This window comes from Hyphomonas sp. J20-32, assembly GCF_055808555.1.
This window is the reverse complement of sequence record NZ_CM147873.1, coordinates 344,103-371,027: the sequence shown is the minus strand read 5'-3', so window position 1 is coordinate 371,027 and position 26,925 is coordinate 344,103. Positions and strand designations below refer to the sequence as shown.

The window sequence follows — 26,925 nt, the reverse complement described above, 5'->3', positions numbered from 1 at the left end:
ACAGAAAGGCCGCTCCCCATGGGGCGGCCTTTTTTATTGCGCCCGGCGCGGATGCATCTTAAGGCCGCTCGCCATGCTTGAGATCATTCCCGAAACCCCCGCCGTGCACGCCGCTGCCATCGAAACCTTGTTCGATGCCACGTTCGGCCCCGGCCACTTTGCCAAGACTGCCGAGCGCCTGCGCGAGTTTTCGCGCTCACTGCCGGATATCAGCCGCGTGGCCGTGCTGGACGGCGAGGTGATCGGTGTGTGCCGCGTCTGGCCGCTGGTTGTGGGCGAGGCCCGCACCCGCGCACTGTTCTATGGCCCGGTCGCTGTCGCCCCGGCGCATCAGGGCAGCCGCCTCGGCCTTTCGGTTACCGGCGAAGCGCTGGAAGCGGGCAAGAAGGCGGGTTGGCCCGCTGCCATCCTCATCGGTGCACCCGTCTATTTCGGCGAGATCGGCTTCACCGTCACGCCAAGGCACCAGCTCTCCTTTCCCGGCCCGCAGGACCAGGCCCGGGTCATGGTGCGCGATCTGGCTGGCGACGCGAGCCAGCTCGCAGGCAGGGTCACGGCAGGGTAGGGGATCGGTTGCCCGCAATGGCTGGGGTGAGATTGCCACATGGCCAGTCTGCCCCCGCGCCGCTATCCAACCGCCATGCCCAAGGGTCTTTTCCCATTCGTGCCAATGCGCTTCTGGATCATCACAGCGGTATCCCTGCTGATGGTGATGCGCGCGCTCGTGCCGACAGGCTACATGCTCGCGCCTTCGGCAGACACCGGTGATATCGTTATCCGCATCTGTGGTGGCACGGCTGAGCGCTTCGTGTCGCTCAATCCCCATACCGGCAAGATGACTGAGGTCGACGGCGACGAAGCCCCGGACGCGCCGACGGATGATGGCAACACATCTTCGTCCGCGACATGTCCCTTTGCGTCGACGGCTGTCTTCGACCTGCCGCTCCCTCCGGACGTGTTCCTCGCGGCGCTGTTCGGTCCGCCTCTCCTGGGCGACCGGCCCGTCATCAATACCGTTGCCAACTGGCGCGCCCGTGCACCGCTTCCGGCCAGGGGGCCGCCCATCCGTATCTGATTGAACCCGAAAAGCATTCCTCAATCAGACCAGTGCCCGGCATCGCCTGGGCCGAACGGATAGAAAATGAAACCACACTTGTTTTGCGGCGCGGGGCTGATGGCCCTGTCCGCTGTCCTGCCTGCCGCCCATGCGCAGGAGGCAGAACCCGCCCTCCAGGACGTCATCATCGTCACGGGCTCACGTCTTGATACGGCAACACAGCATGCCGTCACACCTGATGGTGCCCCCCTTCAGGGCGGCGACGTCACCTATCTCTCCGCCCGCACGCCGGGCGGCGCCCGTATCGCCAATGGTGAACTATCGGGCCAGATGGCCTATCGCGGCCTGTTCGGCGAACGGCTCAACCTGCGTGTCGATGGCCAGCGCTTCGCGTCCGGCGGGCCGAACCTGATGGACCCTGTCTTCCACTATGCGCCGGCCCCGCTGGTTGCCGCCGTGGTGATCGACCGCGGCGTCAGCCCCGTCTCGCAAGGCCCCGGCCTTGCCGGCGGCGCCGATGCCGTTTTCAAGCGCATCGACTATGCTGCGGGCGAGGCGGCCCAATATGGTTATGATCTCACCCTTGGCGCGCGCAGCATCAATGACAGCGTGTCCACCGGCGGCATCGTCGGCGCGGCCACCGACACCTGGCGGTTCAACCTGCTGGGCGCCTATGAAGAAGGCGACGATACAGACTATGCCGACGGCACGATCGGCGGCACGGCGTTCGAGCGCAGCGTATTCGGCGTCTCCACCGGCATGAAGACCGGCGCGGGCGATATCAGCCTGGACCTGCGCCGCCAGAATACCGGCCCGTCAGGCAACCCGCCTTTCCCGATGGATATCCGGTATTTCGACACGGACTTTGCCCGGCTCGCCTATGCGACAGGTATCGGTGCGGCATCGCTGGAAGCCTCGCTCCACTATACCGACGTGTCGCACCTGATGGACAATTTCAGTATGCGTCCGTCGCCCGGCATGATGGCGGCCCGCGCCTCTTATGCCGATGCGACGACACGCGGCGCTGATATCGCGCTCGGCTTCGCGCTGTCTGGCGGCGAATTGCTGCTCGGTCTCGATACTGAGGAGTCCGATCACAATGTGACGATCACAAATCCGGACAATGCCGCTTTCTTCGTCACGGCTTTCCCCGACATCACCCTGCGCCGCACGGGGGCCTTTGCCGAATGGACAGGCCCCCTCGGGCCGCTCGAAGCCGAACTTGGCCTGCGCGTGGACCAGCATGAGTACGAAGCGGGAGACGCGTCGGTCGGCACGGCCCTGCCAATGGGCCCGCGCATGCTGGCCGCTGCCTTCAATTCCGGCAACACCGATGGCGAGGACACGACCGCCGACGCCGTCGCCCGGTTCTGGACCCCGGCAGGGAACGGCCTGTCCTGGCGCATCACGCTCGCCCGCAAGCAGAAGATGCCTGGCTATATCCAGCGCTTCGGCTGGCTGCCGACCAGTGCCAGCGGCGGGCTCGCCGATGGCAACATCTATGTCGGCGATCTTGCGCTCAAGCCGGAAACCGCCTGGCTGGCCGAGGCCGGTTTCGACTTTGCCACATCGCGCGCCTATGCCCGCCCGACCGTCTATGTCCGCCAGGTCGACGACTATATCCAGGGCGTTGCCTTTGACACCACGCCGGGTGTCGCCAACTCGCCGGTCGAGATGATCGCCGCCATGAACGGCGATCCGACGCCTCTCCGCTGGGCCAATGTCGATGCCCGGCTCTACGGGTTCGACCTTGATGCCGGATATGATTTCGACGGGCCGCTCCGGCTTGACGGCGTACTCTCCTATGTGCGCGGCGAACGGCGCGACGTGGACGACAATCTCTACCGCGTCGCTCCGCCCAGCCTGACCACCGGCGTCACCTGGGAAGCGGCGGCCTGGTCGGCCACGCTCGAGGCCCGCCTCGTCGCGGAGCAAGCGGATGTGTCGGCCGCCAATAGTGAGGCCGGGACGCCGGGCTACGCCGTGCTCAATCTGTTCGGCGACTGGCAGGTGCGTGACGGCGTGCGGCTCTCGGCCGGGGTCGAGAACCTGCTGGACCAGGTCTACCGCGACCACCTGTCGGGCTATAACCGCAATTCCGGCAGCGACGTCGCGCTTGGCACGCGGGTGCCGGGGGCAGGGCGTGGGGCCTTTGTCCGGCTCTTGCTCACCCATTGACCGGCCGGGCGGCCCGGCCTTGTGCCGGGTCGCCCGCTCGCGCGCGAAGTGTGCCGGCTGCGCTCGCCCGGCGCGTGAACAAGCTTTGCCATGGCCGGGCTCTGCCCCTAAGCCTTTCGCCATGACCGATCTCCGCCTGATCCAGTATTTCGAAGTCGTCTACCGCCTGCTCAGTTTCTCGAAGGCGGCCGAAGAGCTGCACCTGACGCACTCGGCCGTCACGCGCAGCATCAAGACGCTCGAAGACGCGTGGGGCACCCAGCTCTTCTACCGCACCACCCGCTCGGTCACGCCCACCGAGGCCGGCCAGCGCCTCTATCCGATGGCGGTCGAATTGCTCGCTTTCGCGAAAGTGGTGCAGCGCGAAACCGTCGCCGGCGATCGTCATATCAAGGTGATCGGCGGCCCCATCGCCTATGACATCCTGCTGCCGACCGCGATCATCGAGTTCCGCAAATCGTCGCCCGACGTCCGGATGCTGGCCGACGTCATGCCGCCGCACTCGGCGATCGAGGAACTGGTCCAGCGCCGCGCCAACATGGTCCTGTTCAACATGTCGACGCTTGAGGCCCTGCCGCATGCGGGCCGGCTGCACTTCCAGGAAATCATGACCGACGATTTCGTCATGCTCCACCGGCCGGGCCATCCGGTCGCCGGGCGTGACACCAGTTTCGAAACGCTCCTGGCCTATCCCTGGGCCTTTCCGGGCTATCTCAACTATCTCGACGGCCAGCTGCCCGACGGCATGCGCGAGGCGCTGGCCCAGGCCGGCGCGCCGCATTACACGCTCTACAGCCCGACATCCTGCATGAACCTGTCAATGTCCTCCGACGTGCTCACCATCATGCCCCTGTCCCTGGCCGTGCCGAACCTGGAACTGGGCCGCCTCGCCGGCAAGCAGATTCCCGGCCTGCCGAAATACCGCATCGGGGCGGCCTACAAGAAAGAGGCCGCGCTCGAACCCAATATCAAGGCCCTGCTCGACAGTCTCGCCGCCGCCGCGCGCAAGCTCCGGCGCGGCAATGCCAAGCGCCTGAAGTCCTTTCTCTAGGTGCCGGCGGCCCGGCCTATTTGTGACTGTTACGCGCAAACAAGCAATTATTACTCAATTGTTCTCATCAGTTGCCTGTCGTAACTTTCCGGCTGTCTTTGCAATGTGGTGCGTCCCCCACCTAGTTCTGCGTTGCAACGAAAAGACAGGTGTTGCCAGGTGGTGTATCCCCGCTGCCTGGCAACGTTTCCCCCCACGAAAGCGCTGGCCTTTCCCGCTCCAGGCAGGCAAGACAGGCCCAAAAAGGGGAGGGCCATCCATGAGCCGCATTTTCGGGAACGTCTGCCAGAACGGCTATGTCGTGCGTGATATCCAGTCCGCAATGGACCACTGGATCAATGTCATGGGCGTCGGCCCCTGGTTCTATATCGAGGACGTGAAGACAGACTGGTTCCGCCATCGCGGCCAGCCCTCAGACGTGAAAATGTCCATCGCCCTCGCCAATTCCGGCGACCTGCAGATCGAGCTGATCCAGCAGCGCAACGACGCCCCCTCCATGTACAAGGAATTCCTCGACGCCGGCCATGAAGGCCTCCAGCACATGTCCTACTGGACCGAGGATTACCAGGGCCTCTACGACAGCGCGCTCTCGCTCGGCTACAAGGTTGGCCACGAGGGCTGCATCGGCGGCGAGAAGGGGCGCTTTGCCTATTTCGACACCGAGGCCCATCCCGGCACCGTGGTCGAAATCTCCGACATCTCCGGCACCAAGGGCCGCACCTTCGCGCATATCCGCAAGGTCGCGCAGGGCTGGGACGGCACGGACCCGGTCCGCGTGATCAAATAGGGCAGGGCCCCAGGCCCCCTCATCCTGCCACCCGCCCTGCAGGTACACAATATTTACCATATCCTATTATGCATAGGAAAAGGTACTCCGGGGGGAAGACACAATGCCTTATGACATGCCCAGCGAAACCGTTGGCGCGAGCGACACTTCGGCGAAAACCATTTACAGGCTGAGCCGGGATCCGGCCCTCTTTGCCCTTGTGGCAAAGGCCGTTGCGCCCTTCTCCGTCAAATGGCCGCAATCGCCCGCCGAGACCGATCTGGTCGGCGATAGGCCCGCCATTGTCCTTGTCGAGCTCCTGGCCCAGCGCCTCGCGCCCATGCTGCAGGGGCAGGGGCCCGCGCTCGATGCCGCCAGCCTGCAGGCCGTCATCGACGACACGCTGCAGGAAGTGCTCAAACGCGACCTCGCCCTGCGCCTGTCGGGCATCATGCAGCCGGTCAAGCCGCATTCCATGGCCCAGCTCGCCTTCCTGAACGACCTGCTGGACCGTGACATGCCGCTCGTCTTCGGCCTTGGCCCCACCGGCACCGGCAAGACCTATCTCGCGATTGCCGCCGCGCTCAACCAGCTGGCCAAGGGCGCGGTCAAGCGCATCGTCATCACCAAGCCGCACGAAATGCTGCGCGGCGAACTGATGACCCAGGCCAAGCGCGCCGAGAAAGAGCGCGACGAACAGTTCGAGGTCTATTTCGACGTCCTGAACGACCTGGTCGGCCACGCCGAGGTCCAGGCCATGATCGACCAGCGCCACCTTGAAATCACGCCCCTCGGCCTGCTGCGCGGCCGCACGCTCAGCGACGCCTTCATCCTCATCGACGAGGCCCAGAATACCGACAAGCACTGGATGCGCCTCGCCATCACGCGCGCCGGCAAGAACTCCCGCACAATCATCACCGGCGACCCGTCCCAGTCGTCCCTGCCCACGGGCGAGACAAACGGGCTGTTCCACCTGCTGAAAATGATCGAAGGCCACAAGATCGGCCGTACCCACACATTCCAGCCAAGGGACATTGTCCGCAACGCAACGGTCGCCCAGCTCGAAGCCCTCTATGCCGAAGCCGGCCTCACCGACATGGAACTCGCCCTCCAGGCCGACTAGGCCGGGCAGGGGGGGCTTCGTCCTCCGCACCGGGACTCCCACTTCCCCACGCACCGCTGTCCCGGCGAAGGCCGGGACCTCAGGCCATCATGGGCCGGATAGTGGCGCAGGGTGCATTGCGCTGCGCCTGATGCCCCCACTGGCCGGAAGCTGGTATAGGACATGATTTCCCGCTCAGGATGGTACGCATGACCCACAAGTTCGGACTGGTCCTCGCCGGCGGCGGCGCGCGGGGCATGGCCCATGCCGGCGTGCTGAGGGCGCTGAACCATCTCGGCTATTACCCGAGCGCGATTGCCGGCTATTCCATGGGCTCGGTTGTCGGCGCGGCCTATGCGCTGAACGACAACTGGTATGACGACCTTGTCGCCATGGACGTGTCGGGCTTCCCGGTCGTGCCGCGATTCGATGGCCCGGGCATCGTGTCGCGGCTGAAGAATCTCTACATCACCGGGCAGGAACTGCGCGACATCTATTATGGCTGGGGCGCCGGCGAGGATACCGTCGCCTGGGGCCGCGGCGTCCTCGCGCAGCTGACCGGGGACAGGAATCTCGAGGAGGGCCGCGTGCCGACCTATGTCGCCGCAACGGATATCCTGACCGGCAACATGGTCATCAAGACACGCGGCAACGCGGTCGATGCCGTCTATGCCAGCTCGGCGCTGGCGGGCATCCTGCCGCCGTTTGATGACGGCACCCATCTGCTCGTCGATGGCGGGTATGTCGGCATGTCGCCGGTCGACGTCCTCAGGGAGGCGGGCATTGACCGCGTGATCTCCGTTGACCCGAGCCAGGACAGGAGCAGCCCCAACCCGCGCAACGGGCTGGACGTGTTGCTGCGGTCGATCGAGCTCACCCAGGACGCCCTGTCCAGCTTGCGCCATGAGAAAGCGGACCTTGTCCTCAAGCCGCATTTTGGCCGCTCTGTCGGCATGCTGGATTTCCAGCACAAGCGCGATTGCATCGCCGCTGGCGTCGACGCCGTCCGGCACGCGGCGCCGTCGCTTCTCGCAACGCTGGGCCATTCGAAAGCCACGCGGTCGCGGCGACACCGCCGCTGGTTCACCTGACACACCCGGTCGCGCGGTAGAGGCGCGCGGCCAAGGGGAGGAGCCAGCGCGCAAGGCGTGTCTACGATACATCGTCCGTCTCCCCACCCCAATCCAACCTATATCCAACCCGCGCTATACTGCCCCCATGAATGCGACGGATGATTTCATTGCCCATGGGTTGCAGCAGGCGGAATACGCCCTGCTGAATGTCCGCAACCTGACGGACATGGTGCGCGCGCCGGTCACGCTCAGGCGCGGGGTGGCGCAGCGGGCCCGGGCCCGGCTGAAGCTGCTGGAAGTGATTGTCCGGCGGCTGGTCCTGCTCCTCGCGCTCTCCTTACGCCTCGCGCCCGTCCGCCCCCGCACTCCCGGTCCGGCCACCCCCTTGCCACCCGGCGTCGAGGACGTAACGCACACATACCTCCCCCTTGCCGCCCCCCGGCGGCTGCGGCTCGCCGGACGCGCCGTCGATCCGTGTGCCGAACCGCCCTTCGGGCTTTTTCCGTGCACTTTCCGGGCTGGCCCCGTGCCGGCCGCCCCCGTCTTTGCCCGCATCATCGCGCTGCACCGCGTGCTGGCCGCGCCAGAGGCGCATGCCCGCCGCCTCGCGCGCACGCTGGACCGCCTGAAGAAGAAGGGCGAGCCGCGCCCGTCCTGCCTGCCGGTCGCGGGCGCCAGCAGGCTGCGCCCCGAACTCGGCCTCATCGCCAGCGCCCTGCCGGGCCTCGTCAATGCCGGGCTGGAATCATGGCCGGGCGGGGGGATAGACACGTCCTGATCCACGCTGCTTTCCACGTTTTTTGCCGGACGGTCCCGCCGCTCCGGTCACAGGTGCATCTCTTGCCTCTCTTCCGAAGATACCTGCGAAGGCAGGTATCCATGGACCGGACGCGCCTCAGGGGCAGGGGGAAAGCTCAGTCCATGGACCCCTGCCTTCGCAGGGGTCGTCGGTACAAATGATAGAAGGAGAAAAAACCTACCGCCCCTCTCGCCGCCATGCGAGAATCAGGAAGATCACCAGCAGGCCCGCCGCCAGCAGGCCTGGCAACAAGGGCTGGCTGGTTGACGAGCGCACCGCATAGGCGCCGCGCTCGCGCAGGCCCAGCCAATTGCCGCCCGCCGCATTGGCCCGCGCGCCGACGCGGCGAATGTCCGGCAGGTTGGTGCCGCCTGCGTTCAGGCGGAACACGCCGCCGCCAGTGTCTTTCGCGAAGGGCGCCATGATCTCGGTGCTCGATTGCAGGTCGGCATATTCCTTCGGGTTGGCCGGCCCGTTCAGGGCCACGGCTTCCAGCCCCCCGGCCTCGGCGCGGTACAGGCCCAGCTGGTCGATCGGCGCTTCGGCGCTGAAAATGCCCGGCGCCTTTTGCGTCCAGACCGGCTCGATGATGCGGCCTTCCGGCGTTTCCAGCTGCAGCGGCGGCGCCGCGTCCAGCAGGGTGCGCAGCTCCATCCGGGCGGTGTCGCCTTCGGCGGTGAGGCTCAGGCGGCGCTCTTCGAGTTCCGGCTCCTTCATCATCCAGTGGACGACCCGGCGGATCAGTTCCGAAAACGGCCCGCCGCCATCATGGCCGCGCGCCCACAGCCAGATCTGGTCGGACATCAGCATGCCCACACGGCCCTTGTCGACGCGGTCGACAATCAGCAGCGGCTTGTCGTCCGGCCCGCTCATCAGCACGTCCCCGGCCTGCGCCGTGGCTTCGATAGAGCGCATCCAGCTGCCCCATGTCTGGCCGTCCAGCGGCGCGGTCACGGCGTGGCGCTTGCCCGCTTCGGTCAGCTTGGGGACGAATTCCCCGGTCCGGATCGTGCCGGTCGGCGAGGCGGGCAGGACAGCTGCCAGCGGAGAGCGCGCCAGGCTGCCCGGCCCGGCAAACGGCTCGCCCGCTGCAATGAACAGCGCGCCGCCATCGGTCACATAGCGCGCCATGTTGGCAAGGTAAGACTGGGTGATCACGCCGCGCCGCTCATACTGGTCGAAGATGATGAGATCGAAATCCTTCAGCTTGTCGACGAACAATTCCTCGGTCGGAAAGGCGATCAGCGCCAGTTCCTCGGTCGGCGTGTAATCGGTCTTGTAGGGCGGGCGCAGGATGGTGAAGTGGACAAGATCGACCGAGGGGTCGGATTTGAGCAAGTCGCGCCACACCCGCCCGGCCTGGTTCGGCTTGCCGGTCACCAGCAGGACGCGCAGCCGGTCGCGAACGCCCGCCAGCGTCGCTGCCGTGCGGTTATTGGCCAGGGTCAGTTCTTCCCGGCCCGGCGGCACGTCCACGACGATGACATTCTCGCCGCGTCGCTCGATCTCGATCGGCAGTGTCGTGTCCTCGCCCGCCTTGACGGTCACGCGCTCGGTCGTGCCGCCGTTCAGCGAGACGCCGACCTCGATCTCGCCGCCATCCGGATCGTCAACCCGCACGACGAGGCTGGCCGTCTCGCCGACAATCCCGAAATCCGGCGCATCGACAATCTGCACCCGCCGGTCGCCCCGGTCGGGATCGCCGACCACGAGTCCGTGCACGGGGCCGATGGCGTTTTCCCGCGCCTCTCCGGTGGGAAAGTCATGCACCTGGCCGTCGGTCACGAGGATCGCCCCGGCAATCCGGTCGCGCGGCACATCCGCCATCAGGCCTTCCAGCGCGCCGTAAAGATGCGTGCCGTCATCGCGGGGATCGGATTCCAGCACGCGCACTTCCAGCGACGTGTCCGCTTCCAGTTTTGCCTTCAGTTCATTGAACGCCGTCTGGGCCGCGCTGGCGCGGTCCCCGAACTGCATGCTTTCCGACCGGTCGAGAACAATCGCCGCCACCGAGGGAAGGGGTTCGCGCTCTTCTTCCACCAGCGACGGGTTCGACAGCGCCGCCGCCAGCAGAGTCAGGCCCAGTCCGCGCGTCAGCGCCGCTTGCCCGCGCAGGAAGACGTAAGCAATCCAGGCCAGTGCCGCGACAGCGACGACCAGCCAGAGCGCCGGCCAGCCGAGGAACGGATCAAACGCAAGGCGGGTGGCATCAATCATTGCGGCCCCCCTTCAGGCAGGCGATCAGGCAAACGCGGTTCGGTCTCTTCTTCATCGCCATTGCCAAGGCGCTCCAGCAGGGCCGGCAGGTGGACCTGGTCGTCCTTGTAGTTGCCCGTCAGCACATACATCACGAGATTGACGCCAAAGCGCCGCGCCATTTCGCGCTGCGTCGGCCCGCCATCGACGGAATAGAGATCGCGTCCGCGATTATCCACCGCCCAGGCCGAGACCCAGTCGGCATCGCCGATGAACAGGCGCGAAACGCCGTCGCCGCGCGGGGCGTTCGGTCCGCCGGTCTTCTCGATCCAGAGGCGGCGATTGGCGAAGCGACCGGGAAAATCGTCGAGCAGGTAGAAACTGCGCGCGAGCACATGATTGGTCGGCACCGGCTGCAGCGGCGGCGCATCCAGCCCTTCCAGCAGCGTCTCGAGCGGCGCGACATCGGTATCGGTCCCAACCGTTCCGCCCGCCCGCGTGTCGATCACCAGCGCGCCGCCTGAGCGGAGATAGGCGTTCAGCTTGGCGATCGCAGTCGCCGACAGCGGCGGCGCATTTTCGGGAATGCAGAAATAGATCAGCGGGTAAAGCTCCAGCGCATCAGTCTCGAGGTTCAGCGCATCCGGTTCGGCTGGCTCGACCGAGGTGCGCAGGCTGAGGACAGATGAAATGCCCGACAGGCCGGCGCGGGTGCGTTCGTTCAGCGCGCGGTCGCCGGTTTCAACATAGCCGAAACGCATGGTGAGAGCCGCCTCGATCTCTTTCTGCGTTGCCCGGCCTGGCCCGGCAATCGGCACGACTTGCGGTGCGGTCGAGACCCGGCGATAGGAGCCATCCGGCATCTGCTGGTAGCGATAGGTCTGGGCGTCGGCATGCGGCGCAAGGCTGAAACCGAGTGTGCAAACCAGCAGCAACGCTGCGGCGCCTTTCGTCCGGCGGCCAAGACGCGGCAAATGCCCGGCCACGAGCAGCGCGATGAACAGGTCGAGCGCCAGCAGGATCGCCGCCAGCGACAGCAGCGGCCCGGCAAGGCGCAGCGACCGCGCTTCGGCATCGCCAAGCAGGCGCGCCGCCAGCGGCCAGCTTTCGATCAGGCTTGGCCGCGCCCCGGCACCGGCGTTCAGCGCGCGGGTGCCGGACGGACCCTGGTAAAGGCCGGGCGGGTGGGCTTCAGATGGATTGATCGTTCCGAAGTCGGCGGCTTTCAGCGGTGCGGCATTGGCGCCGGCAGCGGCGAGCCGGCCATAACCATCGAGCACCAGTTGCGGCGTGTAGGCGCCTTCGGTGTCGCTGACAAATTCGCCGCGCCCGGCGGCGATGGAGCGGCGCAGCATCTGCTCGAACGTGCCGGAATAGGGAAGGTCAGACCAGTCCGGCCCGGCGGTGATGTGGAACAGGATCAGCGTGCCGCTGCCACGGGAATCGGCGGTCACCAACGGGCTGCCATCGGCGAGGCGCGCCCAGGTCTTGCGGGCAAGGTCCGGCGCTGGCTTGGCCAGAACCTGCTTCCTGATGCGGACATCCGGCGGAATGGCGAGGCCATCGAAGGGCGACGTAGCGGGAAAAGCGGCCATCGCCTGCGGTTCGTCCCAGGCAAGGGCGCCGCCAAGGGCGCGGGACGAGCGGCGCAGTGCGACGGGAAGCAGGTCATCGCCCTGTGCGGCAAGGTGCGGCCCGGCAAAGCGGATCAGCGCGCCGCCCTGTTCGACCCATTCGGTCAGGCGCTCGGCATCGTCCGGCAGGATCTGGCCGATGTCCGTCAGCACGATGGCGTCCGGCGAGGTCGAGACCAGCGCTTCGATATTGCCTTCGGTGATCGAGGCGAACGGCTCGAGCGCCTTGCGCACATAATGCATGTCCGACAACAGCGGCTGGGCGACGGACCCGGCATCAACCAGCCCGACGCGCCGCGAGCGGTTCGCCGAATCCCAGAGCCAGACCGTGCCTGCGCCTTGTCGGCCTGTCGCGGTGAAGCGGGCAATGCGGGACAGCGCCGCCGCCGGAATGGCAAAGCTCGCCACGGCTTCGCGTTCACCGTCATTGAAAACCGCTTCGGCGGTGGCGAGTGCCGAGCCGTCGAGTGTGAGGGCGGAGACAAAGCTCCGCTCTTCGCCGCGCGCTTCCACCCGGCGAAGAGTGACGGAGACGGAATCGGTTTGCGATGTGATGCCGGTGATCGCCGCGGGCCCTTTGGGCGGCGCGGCGAAAACAGACAGCGGCGCCATGGATGACAGGGCGGCAGCGAAGGCGCGGCCGTCCTCGTCCTCGATTCCATCACTGGCCCAGAAGATGCGCGCGGGTTTCAGGCCGGATGCGTTCAGCCTTTCCAGCGCCTCGGTCCGGTCGGTGTTCCAGGATTGCGGGCGCAGGGACGACAGGCGTTTCGCCATGTCAGCGCGTGACAGGCGCATGGCCGGATCCGTGTTCAGCGTCTGCGGGGCGGTCAGCAAGAGATGCGTCGCCGCGTCCCGGCCGCCCGTGTCGAGCGTCGCGGTGGCTGCATCAACCAGTTCGCTCCAGCGCGAAGCCGAGGGCCAGCCATTGTCGACAACAACCAGCAGCGCGCCGCCGGCATCGGGCGCTTCGTTCCGTGCGCCCGGCGCATAGACCGGTTGGGACAGGCCCGCGATGGCCGCGGCAGCCGCCAGTGTACGGATCAGCCAGACCCACCAGGGCGTGCGGGCAGGCGTTTCCTCTTTCGGCTCGACGTCGTCTAGCAGGCGCAGCGAGGGAAGCTCCACATCCTTCGGCGCAGGCGGGGTTGCGCGCAGCACCCACCAGATGACGGGTAGTGACAGGAGTGCGAACAGCGCCAGCGGCGCGCCGAACAGGAAGGGGCCCAGCGCGGTCATCCGCGTGCCCCGAAACTCTCGACGGCCAGCTTCAGCCGGGCGGCGCCATGCAGGCTCGGTGCGCCGGTCGTGTGCGTGACAAGGCGCCAGCCGATTTGCGTGGCGAGCGCCTGGAGGGCGTCGCGCTGTTCGGCAAACTTGCGCTGGTAGTCCTCGCGCATTGTCTCGGCGCGTCCGAGAATGCGGTCGGCGTCGGCGCCGGGACGGTGGAGCTTCACGCGGCCGGAAAAAGGAAACGCCTCTTCGATCGGCGCCGCGATTGCGAGCAGCACGCCTTCCGGGCATTTGGCGGCGAGCGGCTTCAGGCGGGCCTGCCATTCCGGGATCGGATCATAAAAGTCTGACGCGATGATCAGCGTCGCAGACGTGCGCGGCGGGGGCGGGAAGGGACGGTCCGCACCATTCGAAATGTCTTCGGCGAGGCGATCGACGGCGCGCTTCCCGAAGCTGGGCGAGCGTCCTGCGCCGAGTGCGCCGATCCGCTCGCCATCCTTTGACATCAATATGCCGAGCGTCAGCATCAGCAGGCGCGCTTCGTCGGCCTTGGTGCGAATGTCGCCTTCGCCTTTCCAGTTGAAACCCGGATGCGGGTCGCACCAGAACAGTACCGTGCGGGCGGTTTCGAGTTCCGTCTCGCGCACGAACAGCTCGTTGCCCTTGGCCGAGCGGCGCCAGTCGACGCGGGTTGCGTCGTCTTCCTGCGCATAGCGGCGGTATTGCCAGAACTGCTCGCCCGTGCCCGCGCGGCGGCGCCCGGCGCTGCCGATATGGGCGGCTTCAGAGGCCTCGGCCTTGAAGTTCAGGTTCGGCAGCTGGCGGGCCAGCGCCTCGGCTTCAGCACGAAGGTCGGAGGAGGGAGTCATTTGGAGCTGCTATCCTGTGGACCATCGCAGGCACGCGTAAGCTCAGAAAGCCGGACTTCTGCTTCTTCTGCTTCTTCAAATCCCTGCGGTATTGCCTCCCAGTATTCAGAAAAATACCGATTATACAGCTTCAGAAATTGGCTTTGAGTGTGCCAGCTATTTCCAAATCGGGCTCTGACGGCATGAAGGCCATCTTGTCTCGTGCGGGAATGCCACTTCCGCCAGATATCAAATGCGTCAGCTTCTGCTTTTCCGGGATTATTCTCTTTGAGCTGACGGTATTCATTCAGAAACAAATCGTCATGAGCTTTAACCTGAAGCGCCGCAATGCATGAAATTTGCATGTCTACGTCTTTGTTCCATGCCGATGGCGAACAGGCCTGTGTGGCTGTGAGAAGAGAGCAAGCGATCACAGATCGAAGCACCCGTCTACGCCACCTTCCGCGCGAGGTCGTTGATCAGGTCGGTGAGGCTCGGGGCTTCGCCGGTCGGATCGTAGCGCATGGCCATGCGGTGGCCGAGGGCGGGTTCGGCGAGCGCTTCCACGTCTTCAATTGACGGCGCGAGGCGTCCGCGCAGCAGGGCACGGGAACGCGCGGCCAGCATCAGGGCCTGACCGGCGCGGGGGCTCGGGCCCCAGTCGACGAGGCGCTGCACGCGCGCATCGCTGGTCTGCTCGGGCCGCGCTTCGCGGATCAGGTTCAGGATCGCCGCAACGATCTTCTCGCCGACCGGCATGCGGCGCACGAGGGCCTGGATCGACATCAGCTGCTCAGCGTCGAGCGCCGGGCGGACGGTCTGGTCGGCTCCGCCGGTCGTTTCGATCAGGATGCGGCGCTCGGTGTCGAGATCCGGATAGGCGACATCGATTTTCAGCAGGAAACGGTCGAGCTGGGCTTCGGGCAGGGGATAGGTGCCTTCCTGCTCGATCGGGTTCTGCGTGGCGAGCACATGGAAAGGCGCCGGCAGGTCGTGGCGCACGCCCGCGACCGTAACATGGCGTTCCTGCATGGCCTGCAGGAGGGCAGACTGGGTGCGCGGGCTGGCGCGGTTGATCTCGTCGGCCATCAGCAGCTGGGTGAAGATCGGGCCCTTGAGGAAACGGAACGTGCGCTGGCCGCCTGCGCTTTCGTCCAGCACTTCGGAGCCAAGGATATCGGACGGCATCAGGTCCGGCGTGAACTGGATGCGCTGGTTCGACAGGCCGAGCGCCGTGCCCATCGCTTCGACAAGGCGTGTCTTTGCGAGGCCCGGCGCACCGATCAGCAGCGCGTGACCGCCCGCGAGGACCGCGGCCAGCGCCAGTTCGATGACCCGTTCCTGCCCGAAGACGGCCTTGCCGATTTCCGCCTTGACCTGACGCAGGGTCTCGGTGGCAGCTTCAGCCTCGGCGACGATGTCGTTCGTATCTACTGCAGTATCGGCCATATAAGGGGCGCCTCCGGCTTCACGTGTCTGGCAAACAAACCTATGTCTAAGGCCTCATCATGGCGGAGTAAGACGTGAAATCCAGTCCCGGCAACACAATCAGCCTCGAAGAGACGCTTAAGGCTATCCTGCCGGATGGCAAGCTGTCGGGAAAGCTGCCGCCCGTGGAATCGTGGAATCCCGAGCGTAGCGGCGATATCGACATGGCGATCCGTGCCGATGGCAGCTGGTGGCATGAAGGCGGCCGGATGAACCGCGAGCGCATGGTGAAGATGTTCTCCCGCATCCTGCGCAAGGATGAGGACGGCGAAACCTGGCTCGTCACGCCCTATGAAAAAGTCGTGGTGCGGGTCGAGGATGCGCCCTTCATTGCCGTGCGCGTCGACCGGGCGGGAGAGCCTGGGCCGCAGCAGGCGTTGGCCTTCCTCACCAATGTCGGCGACGTGGCGGTGGCCGGGCCGGACCTGCCGATCCGCGTCGAGACCGACCCGGAAACCGGCGAACCCTTGCCCTATGTTCTGGTGCGGGGACGGCTGGAGGCCAAACTTGCCCGGCCTGTCTTCTACGAACTCGCTGACATGGCCGAGCCCAATCCGGATGGTTCGCCGACACTTGGCGTGTGGAGCCAGGGCGCTTTCTTTCCTATCGGCCCGGCAGCCTGATCCCGATGGGCTACACAGATCTCGACGACTTCCTGACAAGAGCGGCTGCGCGGCTGGATCCGCCCGTCGGCGCGATGAGCCTGCAGGAAGGCGGCGACATGGATTTCCTGACGCCGGAAGAAGTTGCCATCATCCGGCCTGCGGCCGTGCTGATCGGGGTCATCCCGCGCAAGACCGGCGCGACGGCGCTGCTGACGGTCCGTCCGACCACGATGTCCACGCATGCCGGCCAGGTCGCGTTCCCGGGCGGCAAGGTCGACCCGATCGATGTCGACGAGGTGGCTGCCGCCCTGCGTGAAGCCGAGGAAGAAGTCGGCGTTGTCCCGGGCGAGGTCGATGTCATCGGCAAGGGCTCGCCCTATGTCACGGGTACGCGTTTTCGAATCACGCCCGTTCTGGGCGTGCTGCCGGCGGATTTTGTCGCCGTGCCAGACCCGACCGAAGTCGCCGATGTGTTCGAGACGCCGCTTGATTTCCTGATGAACACGGCCAACCACCAGACGGGACATGCTGTCTACAAGGGCCAGAAACGCCAATATTACGAGATGCCGCATAATGGCTATCGTATCTGGGGCGTGACAGCGGGCATTATCCGCCGCCTGTACCAGACTCTGTATGAGGGCTGAGCCCGCGACGGGCGATTAGGGGTTTTGATCCGGCCCGGTGCGGCTTATCTAGGACGTAACCCGAATTGGAGGGACATTTTGGCAGGCAGGCTGGTCTTTGAGGCCTTCATCTTCTCGATACCGTTCATCCTGTTCGGACTCTACCTGCTGGCGACGGCCAGCGCGGAACAGGAAGGCAAGCGCAAGTGGCCGGTCCAGATGTTGTTCCTGGCCGGGCTCGCGCTCGCCACGATCGCCTGGTTCGTCCTGATTGCGATGGAAAAGAAGGAACGCGATATCTGCCATGAACCGGCCCGGTTCGAGAATGGCGTGATCATTCCGGCGCGCGACTATCCGTGCGAGCAGAACGTGCGCGATGTCGGTGTGCCGCTGAAGGAATCGCCCGGAATCGTGCCGCAGGGCGCCGTCGGCCCGGCCGATACGCGCGATACGTCCGAGATACAGGCCCGCTTCCCGGAAACCGAGGCGACAGACAGCCCCGATGACCCCGATTGAGAAGATTGCGCCGCCCTGGCTGACCCAGCGCGGGACGCAGGCCGTCATGGCGGCGCTTGAGGCAGCCCGTCCGGGCGGCTCGCGGTTTGTTGGCGGCTGTGTTCGGAACGTATTCCGCAGTACCACGCACGCCGATGACGATATCGATATTGCCAGCCAGCTGGAGCCGCCGGCGATCATCGCCGCGCTCGAAACCGCCGGGATACGCGCCCTGCCGACCGGTATCGAGCATGGCACGATCACCGCAATCTTCGACAGCCGTCCTTACGAGATCACGACCCTGCGCCGCGATGTCGAGACAGACGGGCGCCGCGCTGTCGTGGCCTTTACCGAGGACTGGGCCGAGGATGCCGCGCGCCGCGATTTCCGCCTGAATGCCCTTTATGCTGATCGCGAGGGCCATGTGTTCGAGCCGATTGCGGGTGGATTGTCCGATGCCAAATCAGGCCGTGTCATCTTTATCGGCGATGGTGATGAGCGCCTGCGCGAGGATTATCTGCGGATTTTGCGCTTCTTCCGCTTCAACGCCTGGTATGGCGAGGCGATTGACGGGGCAGGGCTGGACGCTTGTGCCCGCCAGCGACAGGGCCTCCGTAAGATCGCGGCCGAGCGAATCTGGAAAGAACTGAAAAAGCTGCTCGGCGCGCCTGACCCGTCAGTTGCCATGCTGGCGATGGAAGAGAGCGGCGTGCTGGAAGAGATCCTGCCCGGCGCGCATGCCGATGGCGTTGTTGCCCTGTGCGAGGCCGAGAAACAGGCGGGGCTGAAACCGGATCCGATACAGCGCGTCATGGCGATGCTGCCGCGTCGCGGCCGCGAGATGGATGCAGTGGCCGGGCGCCTCAAATTGTCGAATGAGGAACATCGCCGCCTGCTGGCATGGGCGAGCGCCGGCATGGACCATGTCCAGGGCCTGGCACCACGCGACCTGCATGCGGCGATCTATGTCTACGGGCCTGAAGCCGTGCGGGACCGGGCCGTGCTGGAGGCAGCCCAATCGGAACGAGCCGCAGATCTCAGGGCACGCCTGTCCGAGATTGCGGCCTGGCCCCGGCCGGTCCTGCCGATTGGCGGCGACGATGCGCTGGCGTTCGGCCTGTCGGGTCCGCGTATTGGTCAAGCCCTCAGGGTGGCTGAAGCGGCCTGGATCGACAGCGATTTCAGGCTGGACCGGGATGCGCTGCTGGCCCGGCTCAAATTGCCCGATTGAGGCCCCAGACAGTTGCCGTCAGGTAGGTTGCGAACAGTAGCCAGCCGAGAAATGGCAGTTGGACCAGTGCGGCGGTGCGGGAATGGCGGTCGAATTCGCGCACGAGGGCGAAGTCGAGAATGAGCAGGATGGTCATCACGCCGAACGCGAGACCGGTGTCTCCGAGGCCGAAGAAGGCGAGATTCCAGATCATGCCGCCTGCCAGCAAGAGGAAGTAGAGGCCGAGGGCGCCGCTGGCATCCCGGAAGTTTCCGGCCTGTTTCACAACCAGGAGCGCCCCGGCGACAACTGCAGTCATCACAACAGGCCAGGCAAGGACGAGGAAGGAAGCGGCTGGTGCCAGCGGCGGCTTATCGAGCCCGGCATACCAGTTGCGTGAAGCAACATCTGACACCAGAAAACCCAGCAGGCTGGCAATTGCCGCGCTGGCCACAACCAGGACGGCGCTCATCCATGGCATGGGATATCTGCGCACCAGCATGATGCCAGTGTACCCTTAAACGGCCACTTCGTCATTGCAGAACATTGAAATCAGGGATGTTTCTCGAAACAGGCCCGGAGATTGAGCTGGAGAGCCTCTACGGCCATTTCACAACCGGCGGCATGCTGGAGAGGATGCTCGTCACATTACCGCCGGTCTTCAGGCCGAACGTGGTGCCGCGATCATAAAGCAGGTTGAACTCGACATAGCGTCCGCGCTGGACCAGCTGTTCCTCACGCTCGGCCTCGCTCCAGGCGCGTTCCATGCGGCGTGCCACGAGTTTCGGGTAGATGTCGGCAAATTGCCGGCCGACCTCTTGCGTGAAGGCGAAATCGCCCTCCCAGTCGCCCGTATTGAACCGGTCATAGAAGATGCCGCCCGTGCCGCGCGGCTCGTTTCGGTGCGGCAGGTGGAAATAGGTGTCGCAATGATCGCGCATCTCCGCGAAGTCCGCGCCAGGATATGAATCGCACGCAGCCTTCATCGCAGCATGGAAATCCACAGAATCTTCAAACGCCGGGTCTCGCTGATAGGCGAGCAGGGGATTGAGATCGCCGCCGCCACCGAACCAGCTGTCGCTGGTCACCAACATGCGCGTGTTCATATGGGCTGACGGCACATGCGGGTTACGCGGATGGGCGATCAGGCTGATTCCGCTGGCCCAGAAATGCCCATCTGACTTGTCTGCGCCCGGGATCTGCGCTGCGAACGCCTCGGAAAATGTCCCGTGCACAAGGGAAAAGTGAACGCCGACCTTTTCGAACACCTTGCCGCGCATCAGGCCCATTCGCCCGCCGCCAAGGTCTTCGGAACCGTCACCTCGCGTCCATTCGGTCATCTCGAATCGCCCCGCTTCGCCCTTGTAGAGGGGCGGTCCAACCGCATCTTCGAGTGCCTCGAACCGGGCGCAGATATCGTCCTGCAGCGATTTGAACCAGGCGCTGGCGCGCGCCTTGCGGGCATTGAGATCGGGATTGGTCATGGTGCTTTTGATGCGCTGTCTGGCCTCCTGCGACAAGCGCGCTGTTGTCACAGGCCACAAGTCAGGATAACGCGCGTCGATAAGTGTTTTACTGGGGCCTCCCGTGTCGCCTTGCCGCAATGGGCAGGGGAGGGGGCCTTGTGTAATACGGGGCCAAGATTCTGCCTTGAAGGACGGGTACAGCGTGACTGATCAAACTGCACATTCCCATGACGACGCCGTCGATGAAGATCGCCGCAATTTTATCCATATCGCAACGGGAGCCGTGACTTTCGGCGGCTTGGCTGCTTTTGCCATCGCCGCTGTCGACCAGTGGAACCCGGCAGCCGATACGCGTGCCGCCTCGTCGCTCGATGTCGATATCTCGAAAGTGCCGCTCGGCGGCGAGATTCGCGTCCTGATCGGCGGCAAGCCCTTCTTTGTCCGACACCGTACGCCGGCAGAGATCGCTGCAGCCGAAGCCGTCAACGTGGCGACGCTGCGCGAACCGCAGACCGATGGCGAGCGCCTGCGCCCAAAGGCGGATGGCACGCTTAACCCGGCCATTCTGATCACGTCCGGTGCGTGTACCCACCTTGGCTGCGTCCCGGTTGGTCCAACGCAAGGCAATGTCGGCGCCTATGGCGGCTGGTATTGCCCCTGCCACGGTTCGCAATACGATACGTCCGGCCGGATTCGCAGCGGCCCGGCCCCCACCAATCTCCCGATTCCGAACTACAAGTATGTGTCGGATACCGTGGTCAACATTTCCCTCTAAGGAAGGACATCTCTGATGAGCGGACATGAATCATCCTACACACCCAATTCCGGCTTCGAGAAATGGCTCGACAAGCGCCTGCCCCTCATCCGCTTTGCGAATGACACGGCAATCACGTTCCCGACGCCGAAAAACCTGAACTACTGGTACACGTTCGGTGGGATCCTCGCGATCTGCCTGGTGATCCAGATTCTGACCGGCGTGATCCTTTCAATGCACTATGAGGCCAGCGTCGATGGCGCCTTCGCCTCGGTCGAGCGCATCATGCGCGACGTCCCCTATGGCTGGTTGCTGCGTTACATTCACTCCAACGGCGCGTCGATGTTCTTCTTCGCCGTGTACATCCACATGTTCCGGGGCCTCTATTACGGGTCGTACAAGGCGCCACGCGAAGTCCTCTGGATCCTCGGCTGTGTCATCTTCCTTCTGATGATCGCGACAGCCTTCCTCGGATACATGCTGCCATGGGGCCAGATGTCCTATCATGGCGCGAACGTCATCACCTCGCTGTTCGGCGCGATTCCTCTGGTTGGCGAAAGCCTGCAGACCTGGATTCTCGGTGGACCGTCGATTGGCAACCAGACACTGCAGCGCTTCTTCTCGCTGCACTACCTGCTGCCATTCATGATCGCAGCGGTCGTGATCCTGCACATCTGGGCGCTGCACGTGCCTGGCAATAACAACCCGACCGGCGTTGAAGTGCAGGACGTGGAAAAGGACACCGTTCCGTTCCATCCCTATTACACGATCAAGGACGGTTTCGCTGTTGCCCTGTTCCTGATCCTGTTCGCGGCCTTCGTGTTCTACGCACCGAACGCACTGGGTCACGCTGACCAGGCCATCGAAGCCAATCCGCTCGTCACGCCAGCCCATATCGTTCCCGAATGGTACATGCTGCCATTCTACGCGATCCTGCGGGCGATCACGTTTGATCTTGGCCCCATTCCGGCCAAGCTGCTCGGCGTGATCTTCATGTTTGCCGCCATCGCCATCCTGTTCGTCCTGCCATGGCTCGACACATCGAAGGTGAAATCGATGCGCTACCGTCCGGTGGCCCGCCAGTTCTTCTTCGGCTTTGTCGTTGTCTGCGTGCTTCTTGGCTGGTGTGGTGCAAAGGCGCCGGACGCAGCCGTCATACCGGCACTGCAAGGCGAAAAGTTTCTCGTCGTAAGCTATAGCGAGAACGGTCAGGAAGCGACTAGCGAATACAAGGGAGAAGAGGCCTATCATGACGCGAAACGCTTCATGGCCAACCTTCCGGAAGACGCCAGCCCGTCACTCGCGGCCGTTGCGCCTGCTACCTTCCAGTTCAGCCAGCTCTCGCTGATCCTGACGATCTGTTATTTTGGGTACTTCTTCATGTTGTTCTTCATCGGCTTGACCGAGAAGCCGAAGGAGCTGCCGGAATCCATCCATAAATCCGTGCTCAAGCGCCACAAGGCGTCTTCAGCAACCGCCGTTCCGGCCGAATAGGGAGCCTCGAGGTAGATCCATGAAAGCGTTCCGCATTCTCGCCGCCGGTCTTGCCGGCCTCAGCCTCGCAGCCATGGCGCATGCCGAAGGTGGCGCCGCTGCCCATCCGCATGAACCGGAAGGTGGCTGGCCATTTGACGGCCTGCTCGGCCAGTTCGACATGCCATCCGTCCAGCGCGGGTATCAGGTGTACCGGGAGGTCTGCTCGTCCTGTCACTCGATGAAACTGCTCAGCTACCGCAATCTCGGCGAACCGGGCGGTCCTTTCTTCGATGCGGACTATCCGAACGCAAACGAGAACCCGTTCGTGAAAGCGCTGGCTGCAGACGTTGAAATCCAGAGCCCGACTCCGAATGATATCGGCGACTATGATTTCCGTCCGGCGACGCCAGCTGACCAGTTCCGTTCGCCCTATGCGAACGACAATGCCGGTCGCGCCGCCAACAATGGTGCCGCTCCGCCAGACCTGTCGGTGATGGTCAAGGCCCGCCATGGCGGTGCCAGCTATATCTATAGCCTCCTGTCGGGCTATCCGTCGCCAGACGCCATCGGCACCCGTGAGGTGACCCCGGCTGTCGTGACGACGCCAGCCTCTGACAATGGTACGCCGGATGATCCGACCGATGACATCGCCGAAGTCTCGACACCTGCCGTCATGCAGACGGTCATCGACATGTCGAAAGTCCATATCCCTGGACATGAAGCAGCTGAAGGCGACCACGGCGAAGCAGGTGTGCTGATCCAGCCCGCCGGCCAGTTCTACAATCCCTTCATGGCCGGCGACACGACCCCTCAATATGAAGGTGACCCGCGTAAGTCGCCCGCTGGCGGTTTCCTCGCCATGGGCCCGCAACTGCCGGAAGGCCGCGTGACCTACAATGACGGCACCGAGGCGACGACAGAACAGATGGCCCACGATGTGGCTCAGTTCCTGGCTTGGGCCAGCGAGCCGAAGCAGACCAACCGCAAATCGCTGGGCCTGCCGGTGATGATCTATCTCTTCGTCCTGACCATCCTTCTCTGGTTCTCGTACAAGCGTGTCTGGCGCAAGGTCGAGCACTAGGACGTTTTGGCCGACAAGGCATCAATTCCAGCCGTCCGCCGCGCCTGCGCAGCGGACGGTTTTTTGATTGAGGCCCTGACACGCCGCATCTGGACCGGGCGGGTCAGTACCGAATCCACGGTATTCCGCGAAACGCCCGAGAGCGTGTCCGCCCAGATCGCAAAAGGTGGTGCTGTTCTGCTTGAAAGCGATGGCGAGCCGATTGGTTCGGGTCGATTTGTCCGCGTGCCGGGGCCGGGCGGGCAGGGGACATGGATCGAAATCAAGCGCATAGGTGTGTTGCCAGCCTTCCAGAAACAGGGACTGGGCGTGGTGATCCTGGAGGCACTCGAGCAGATGGGACGCGAGATAGGGGCCGCAGGGGCCCAACTGGCCATCCGCGCCGACCAGCCTCGCCTGATCGTGTTCTATGAAGGACTTGATTACCTGCCTGCAGATGATGTTGAGCTGACGACACCCAATCCATTGTCGCCGCCGCCCTTCGGCATGCGCAAGATTTTCAGGACCTGATACATGACAAAATGGACGCTTGGCATCATCGGCGGTTCCGGCCTCTACGAGATCGATGGTCTCGAGGACAAGCGCGAGGAACGCGTGCAGACGGTGTGGGGCGAACCCTCCGACACGCTGGTGCGGGGGCGGGTTGGCCCGGTCGACCTCGTTTTCCTGCCCCGCCATGGCAGGGGGCACCGGCTGACACCGTCGAGTGTGCCCTACCGCGCCAATATCGCGGCGCTGAAGGCGGCGGGGGTCACGGACATTCTCTCGATCTCGGCCTGCGGCAGCCTGAAGGAACAATATGTGCCGGGCCAGTTCGTGGCGGTGGACCAGTTCATCGACCGGACGGTGGCGCGCGAGTTCACCTTCTTCGGCCCGGGCATGGTCGCACATGTCTCGATGGCCCGGCCCGTCTGTTCGCGCCTGTCTGCGCTGGCGGCGGATGCCGCCGAGAGCGCCGGCGCCGTGATGCACCGGGGCGGCACGTATCTCGCGATGGAGGGGCCGCAATTCTCGTCGCTGGCGGAATCGCGCCTGTATCGCCAATGGGGCTGCGATGTCATCGGCATGACTGCCATGCCCGAGGCCAAACTCGCCCGCGAGGCGGAACTGCCCTACGCGACGCTCGCCATGGTCACCGACTATGATTGCTGGCGTGAGGAGGAAGAGGCGGTCAATGTCACGAATGTGATGGAAATCATGGGCCAGAACAGTGCGCTGGCCCGTCAGGCCATCGTGCGAATGGCTGAATTGTTGGCCCAGACACCCCGCACGCCCTCACCGGATGGCATCGATACCTGTCTCGACCATGCCCTGATCACGGCCCCCGCGGCGCGCGACCCGGCCATGCTGGCAAAGCTACAGGTGATTGCAGGCCGGGCACTTGGCGGCTAAGCTTTGCCATCAATTGGCTGGGGGCAGGGCTGGCCAGGCCGTGCAGGACGATTGAAGGGGACCTCAGAATGAGCGAGTCGGATTTCTACACATTCTTCACAGGCGGCCTCGGCCTGCTGATCGCAGCGGCGCTCCTTATCGCCTGGCAATTCTGGCGCCTGCGCGACGATGAGCGTGAAGGCGCCAAATCCGCGCTTGAAGGGGTCAGCCACGAATTGCGCATCAATTTGCAGCGGATGGTCAATGAAGTCGCCCAGATCGCGGCCAATCACGAGGCCGGCCCAGATGCCCTGTTGCCGATCCGCCATCCCCAGCTCGACGGCGTCAATTCGACCATGATCCGGGCCAATCGCAATGCGATCGCCGTGCTCGGCGCCACCTATCAGGAACTCGAGGCCCGCAAGATGAGTTTGCGGGCGACGCTTGCCCAGGGCCGCGACCCGGCCACGTCGCTCGATGATGCCATGGACGCTGTCATCAACGGCATTGCCACGCTCTATATGTGGGAAGTGCATGGCGGCGCCCGTCCGTCTGATGCCGGCATTGTGCGCAGCTGGCATGTGCGCAGCTGGATGAAGGGCCACGGCTTCAGCCAGGGTGCCTTGCCCGGCATGTACCTGCGTGACGAAGTCGTCGAACGGCTCCGCACCTATGGGCTGAACCTGACGCCACAGCCGCTGACCCATACGGCCCACGAATACTACAACATGCAGTATGATCGCCATGCCGACATCCGGGGGCCGCTGGGCAAACGCCAACTGCCCAAGGCTGAACCGGACGCGGATTCCGAGGAAGACGACGAAGAAGAACTGGCGACGAAAAATGGCGATGCAGCCGCCACGGAAGCCGAGCTGCACTAGGCATCCACCAGCCCGATCCGGAGACGCTCGACATGAAACACCTCATCGCGGCCCTTGTCCTGTCACTGCCCATGGCAGCCTGCACCACCGCTGGCACAGTCCAGGTGCCACCTGTGGCAGCCGCTTCGCTTGACGCAGAAACTGTCGCCATCACAACCCTTCTGGAACAACAGGATGAAGCCTGGAACCGCGGCGATATCGACGCCTTCATGAACGGCTACTGGCGTTCGCCTGAATTGCGCTTTGCATCAGGCGGCGACGTCACGCGCGGGTGGGATGAAACCAATGCGCGCTACAAGCGGGTCTATGCGACGCCGGACCTGATGGGGCGGCTTGTCACATCCGACTACGAGATCGTCATGCTGTCGCCTGATGCAGCCATTGCGCATGGCGCCTGGTTGCTTGAGCGCGCCAGCGACCGGCCGTCTGGCCTCTACACACTGGTCTTGCGCAAGATCGATGGCGAATGGCTGATCGTCTCGGACACAACCACGTCGGCGGACTGATACCCATTCTGCAATTGGCAGGCCGTGTCATAACGGGCAGAAACCGTGTCGGGAGACGCAGGCCGGCAACGGAGATTCAGGCATGGAACGTGCGACACTTGACTTTGACACGAGCAATTCTGCGCTCGAGCGCGAGATCGAACGCCCCTGGTTCCGCCACCTCATCATCATTCTGATCGTCACCAACGCCATCGTGCTGGGCGTATTGACCTATCATGCGTCGCTGCCGAACAAGCTTGTCGTGGCGCTGGAGGTCTTTGACCGCGCCGTTACCTGGGTGTTTGCGGTCGAGATCCTGCTCAAACTCATCGTGTACCGGTTTCAGTTCTTCCGATCTGGCTGGAACTGGTTCGACTTCGTGGTCATCGGCGTGTCGATGCTTCCCGGTGGCGCTGCCTTCAGCGTCCTGCGCGCCATGCGTGTGCTGCGCGTCCTGCGTCTCTTGCACATCATCCCGATGATGAAGCGTATCACAGAAGCCCTGATGAAGGCGTTGCCCGGCATGGGCGCGATCTTTGCCGTGCTGGCGCTCGTCACCTATGTCGGCGCGGTCATGGCCACCAACCTGTTCGGCGATACGAACGACCCGGACGTCGCGCTCCTGTTCGGCGACTTGCCGAAATCGGCCTATTCGCTTTTCCAGGTGATGACGATGGATGGCTGGCGGTTCGAAGTGGTCCAGAAAGTCATTGATGACGGCAATCCCTATGCCTGGATTTTCTTCATGATCTTCATCTTCATCGCCAGCTTTGCCATCCTCAACCTGTTCATCGCCCTGGTCGTGGAAGCATTGGCGTCCGAACAGAAGGCCGTTCTGGACGAAGGGCTGGAGGAAATCGAAGACGAGATCGACGAAGCAGAAGGCCAGCGTGGTGAGATGATACGGCTCATGGAGTCGATGCGCGCAGAAATAGCAGAACTGAAACAGATGGTTGCAGCCCGCGACGCCTGACCGTGCGCGTCCATGTGTCCATTTGCTTCACGCATATGTCAGCGGGACTCACTCACATCGCCGGGATTATCTGCTATAAG

General features: G+C 64.2%; 27 protein-coding genes. 20 read left to right on the top strand and 7 right to left on the bottom strand.

Annotation, left to right across the window (positions count from 1 at the left end; all coding sequences use genetic code 11):
- Positions 1 to 73: 73 nt before the first annotated feature.
- The 8 genes from AC0L7I_RS01760 (at position 74) to AC0L7I_RS01725 (ending at position 8,005) form a co-directional block, all read left to right on the top strand.
- The gene (locus AC0L7I_RS01760) at positions 74 to 565 is read left to right on the top strand and encodes a GNAT family N-acetyltransferase (RefSeq protein WP_473397821.1); all 492 of its coding nucleotides are present in this window, start codon (positions 74 to 76) and stop codon (positions 563 to 565) included.
- Positions 566 to 604: 39 nt separating this feature from the next.
- The gene (locus tag AC0L7I_RS01755) at positions 605 to 1,075 is read left to right on the top strand and encodes a DUF2946 family protein (protein WP_473397820.1); all 471 of its coding nucleotides are present in this window, start codon (positions 605 to 607) and stop codon (positions 1,073 to 1,075) included.
- 66 nt (positions 1,076 to 1,141) lie between these two features.
- Entirely contained in the window at positions 1,142 to 3,235 is a 2,094-nt protein-coding gene (locus AC0L7I_RS01750) for a TonB-dependent receptor domain-containing protein (protein WP_473397819.1), read from the top strand.
- A gap of 121 nt (positions 3,236 to 3,356) precedes the next feature.
- Positions 3,357 to 4,286: a LysR family transcriptional regulator gene (locus tag AC0L7I_RS01745; protein ID WP_473397818.1), complete on the top strand. Its 930-nt coding sequence runs from the start codon at positions 3,357 to 3,359 to the stop codon at positions 4,284 to 4,286.
- 259 nt (positions 4,287 to 4,545) lie between these two features.
- A complete protein-coding gene (locus tag AC0L7I_RS01740) occupies positions 4,546 to 5,073 on the top strand; it encodes a VOC family protein (protein WP_473397817.1) in 528 nt (175 codons plus the stop codon).
- Positions 5,074 to 5,176: 103 nt separating this feature from the next.
- Positions 5,177 to 6,175, top strand: coding sequence for a PhoH family protein (locus tag AC0L7I_RS01735; protein WP_473397816.1), 999 nt, complete (start codon positions 5,177 to 5,179; stop codon positions 6,173 to 6,175).
- A gap of 188 nt (positions 6,176 to 6,363) precedes the next feature.
- Entirely contained in the window at positions 6,364 to 7,245 is an 882-nt protein-coding gene (locus AC0L7I_RS01730; RefSeq protein ID WP_473397815.1) for a patatin-like phospholipase family protein, read from the top strand.
- A 127-nt stretch (positions 7,246 to 7,372) separates the two neighbouring features.
- The gene (locus AC0L7I_RS01725; RefSeq protein ID WP_473397814.1) at positions 7,373 to 8,005 is read left to right on the top strand and encodes a hypothetical protein; all 633 of its coding nucleotides are present in this window, start codon (positions 7,373 to 7,375) and stop codon (positions 8,003 to 8,005) included.
- Between the two features lie 198 nt (positions 8,006 to 8,203).
- On the opposite strand, the gene AC0L7I_RS01720 is transcribed toward AC0L7I_RS01725, so the two are convergent.
- The 5 genes from AC0L7I_RS01720 to AC0L7I_RS01700 all read right to left on the bottom strand — a co-directional run bounded on the left by AC0L7I_RS01720 (position 8,204) and on the right by AC0L7I_RS01700 (position 15,386).
- On the bottom strand, positions 8,204 to 10,243 hold the full coding sequence (locus AC0L7I_RS01720; protein ID WP_473397813.1) for a hypothetical protein: 2,040 nt from the start codon (positions 10,241 to 10,243) through the stop codon (positions 8,204 to 8,206).
- Positions 10,240 to 13,095: a DUF4159 domain-containing protein gene (locus AC0L7I_RS01715; RefSeq protein ID WP_473397812.1), complete on the bottom strand. Its 2,856-nt coding sequence runs from the start codon at positions 13,093 to 13,095 to the stop codon at positions 10,240 to 10,242. Before AC0L7I_RS01715 ends, AC0L7I_RS01720 begins: the two co-directional genes overlap by 4 nt.
- Positions 13,092 to 13,958, bottom strand: a complete 867-nt coding sequence (locus AC0L7I_RS01710; RefSeq protein WP_473397811.1) for a DUF58 domain-containing protein — start codon at positions 13,956 to 13,958, stop codon at positions 13,092 to 13,094. The genes AC0L7I_RS01715 and AC0L7I_RS01710 overlap by 4 nt, the downstream gene beginning before the upstream one ends.
- Complete coding sequence (locus AC0L7I_RS01705; protein WP_473397810.1) at positions 13,955 to 14,302, bottom strand: hypothetical protein; 348 nt, start codon at positions 14,300 to 14,302, stop codon at positions 13,955 to 13,957. Before AC0L7I_RS01705 ends, AC0L7I_RS01710 begins: the two co-directional genes overlap by 4 nt.
- An 85-nt stretch (positions 14,303 to 14,387) precedes the next feature.
- Positions 14,388 to 15,386: an AAA family ATPase gene (locus AC0L7I_RS01700; protein WP_473397809.1), complete on the bottom strand. Its 999-nt coding sequence runs from the start codon at positions 15,384 to 15,386 to the stop codon at positions 14,388 to 14,390.
- Between the two features lie 74 nt (positions 15,387 to 15,460).
- On the opposite strand from AC0L7I_RS01700, the gene AC0L7I_RS01695 reads away from it, so the two are divergent.
- From AC0L7I_RS01695 to AC0L7I_RS01680, 4 genes are all read left to right on the top strand, one after another.
- Positions 15,461 to 16,048, top strand: a complete 588-nt coding sequence (locus tag AC0L7I_RS01695; protein WP_473397808.1) for a DUF1285 domain-containing protein — start codon at positions 15,461 to 15,463, stop codon at positions 16,046 to 16,048.
- A 5-nt stretch (positions 16,049 to 16,053) separates the two neighbouring features.
- A complete protein-coding gene (locus tag AC0L7I_RS01690; RefSeq protein WP_473397807.1) occupies positions 16,054 to 16,674 on the top strand; it encodes a CoA pyrophosphatase in 621 nt (206 codons plus the stop codon).
- A 78-nt stretch (positions 16,675 to 16,752) separates the two neighbouring features.
- Positions 16,753 to 17,169: a DUF6111 family protein gene (locus AC0L7I_RS01685; RefSeq protein ID WP_473397806.1), complete on the top strand. Its 417-nt coding sequence runs from the start codon at positions 16,753 to 16,755 to the stop codon at positions 17,167 to 17,169.
- On the top strand, positions 17,156 to 18,379 hold the full coding sequence (locus AC0L7I_RS01680) for a CCA tRNA nucleotidyltransferase (protein WP_473397805.1): 1,224 nt from the start codon (positions 17,156 to 17,158) through the stop codon (positions 18,377 to 18,379). The genes AC0L7I_RS01685 and AC0L7I_RS01680 overlap by 14 nt, the downstream gene beginning before the upstream one ends.
- Here the strand turns inward: AC0L7I_RS01680 and AC0L7I_RS01675 are convergent.
- Entirely contained in the window at positions 18,363 to 18,860 is a 498-nt protein-coding gene (locus AC0L7I_RS01675) for a TspO/MBR family protein (protein WP_473397804.1), read from the bottom strand. The genes AC0L7I_RS01680 and AC0L7I_RS01675 overlap by 17 nt on opposite strands.
- A 97-nt stretch (positions 18,861 to 18,957) precedes the next feature.
- On the bottom strand, positions 18,958 to 19,842 hold the full coding sequence (gene hemF / locus AC0L7I_RS01670) for an oxygen-dependent coproporphyrinogen oxidase (protein ID WP_473397803.1): 885 nt from the start codon (positions 19,840 to 19,842) through the stop codon (positions 18,958 to 18,960).
- A 184-nt stretch (positions 19,843 to 20,026) separates the two neighbouring features.
- Between hemF and petA the strand changes: the two genes are divergently transcribed.
- From petA to AC0L7I_RS01630, 8 genes are all read left to right on the top strand, one after another.
- Positions 20,027 to 20,599, top strand: a complete 573-nt coding sequence (petA, locus tag AC0L7I_RS01665; protein WP_473397802.1) for a ubiquinol-cytochrome c reductase iron-sulfur subunit — start codon at positions 20,027 to 20,029, stop codon at positions 20,597 to 20,599.
- Positions 20,600 to 20,614: 15 nt separating this feature from the next.
- On the top strand, positions 20,615 to 22,072 hold the full coding sequence (locus tag AC0L7I_RS01660; RefSeq protein ID WP_473397801.1) for a cytochrome b: 1,458 nt from the start codon (positions 20,615 to 20,617) through the stop codon (positions 22,070 to 22,072).
- A 19-nt stretch (positions 22,073 to 22,091) separates the two neighbouring features.
- Positions 22,092 to 23,135, top strand: a complete 1,044-nt coding sequence (locus AC0L7I_RS01655) for a cytochrome c1 (protein ID WP_473397800.1) — start codon at positions 22,092 to 22,094, stop codon at positions 23,133 to 23,135.
- 63 nt (positions 23,136 to 23,198) lie between these two features.
- Positions 23,199 to 23,645 carry a GNAT family N-acetyltransferase gene (locus AC0L7I_RS01650; protein WP_473397799.1) on the top strand — a complete coding sequence of 149 codons (447 nt, stop codon included), beginning with the start codon at positions 23,199 to 23,201 and terminating at the stop codon, positions 23,643 to 23,645.
- A gap of 3 nt (positions 23,646 to 23,648) precedes the next feature.
- Entirely contained in the window at positions 23,649 to 24,527 is an 879-nt protein-coding gene (locus AC0L7I_RS01645; RefSeq protein WP_473397798.1) for an S-methyl-5'-thioadenosine phosphorylase, read from the top strand.
- A 68-nt stretch (positions 24,528 to 24,595) separates the two neighbouring features.
- Positions 24,596 to 25,387 carry a hypothetical protein gene (locus AC0L7I_RS01640; RefSeq protein ID WP_473397797.1) on the top strand — a complete coding sequence of 264 codons (792 nt, stop codon included), beginning with the start codon at positions 24,596 to 24,598 and terminating at the stop codon, positions 25,385 to 25,387.
- A gap of 32 nt (positions 25,388 to 25,419) precedes the next feature.
- Positions 25,420 to 25,893 (top strand): YybH family protein, encoded by a 474-nt coding sequence (locus tag AC0L7I_RS01635; RefSeq protein ID WP_473397796.1) that lies wholly within the window; start codon positions 25,420 to 25,422, stop codon positions 25,891 to 25,893.
- An 82-nt stretch (positions 25,894 to 25,975) separates the two neighbouring features.
- Positions 25,976 to 26,845: an ion transporter gene (locus tag AC0L7I_RS01630; protein ID WP_473397795.1), complete on the top strand. Its 870-nt coding sequence runs from the start codon at positions 25,976 to 25,978 to the stop codon at positions 26,843 to 26,845.
- Positions 26,846 to 26,925: the final 80 nt, after the last annotated feature.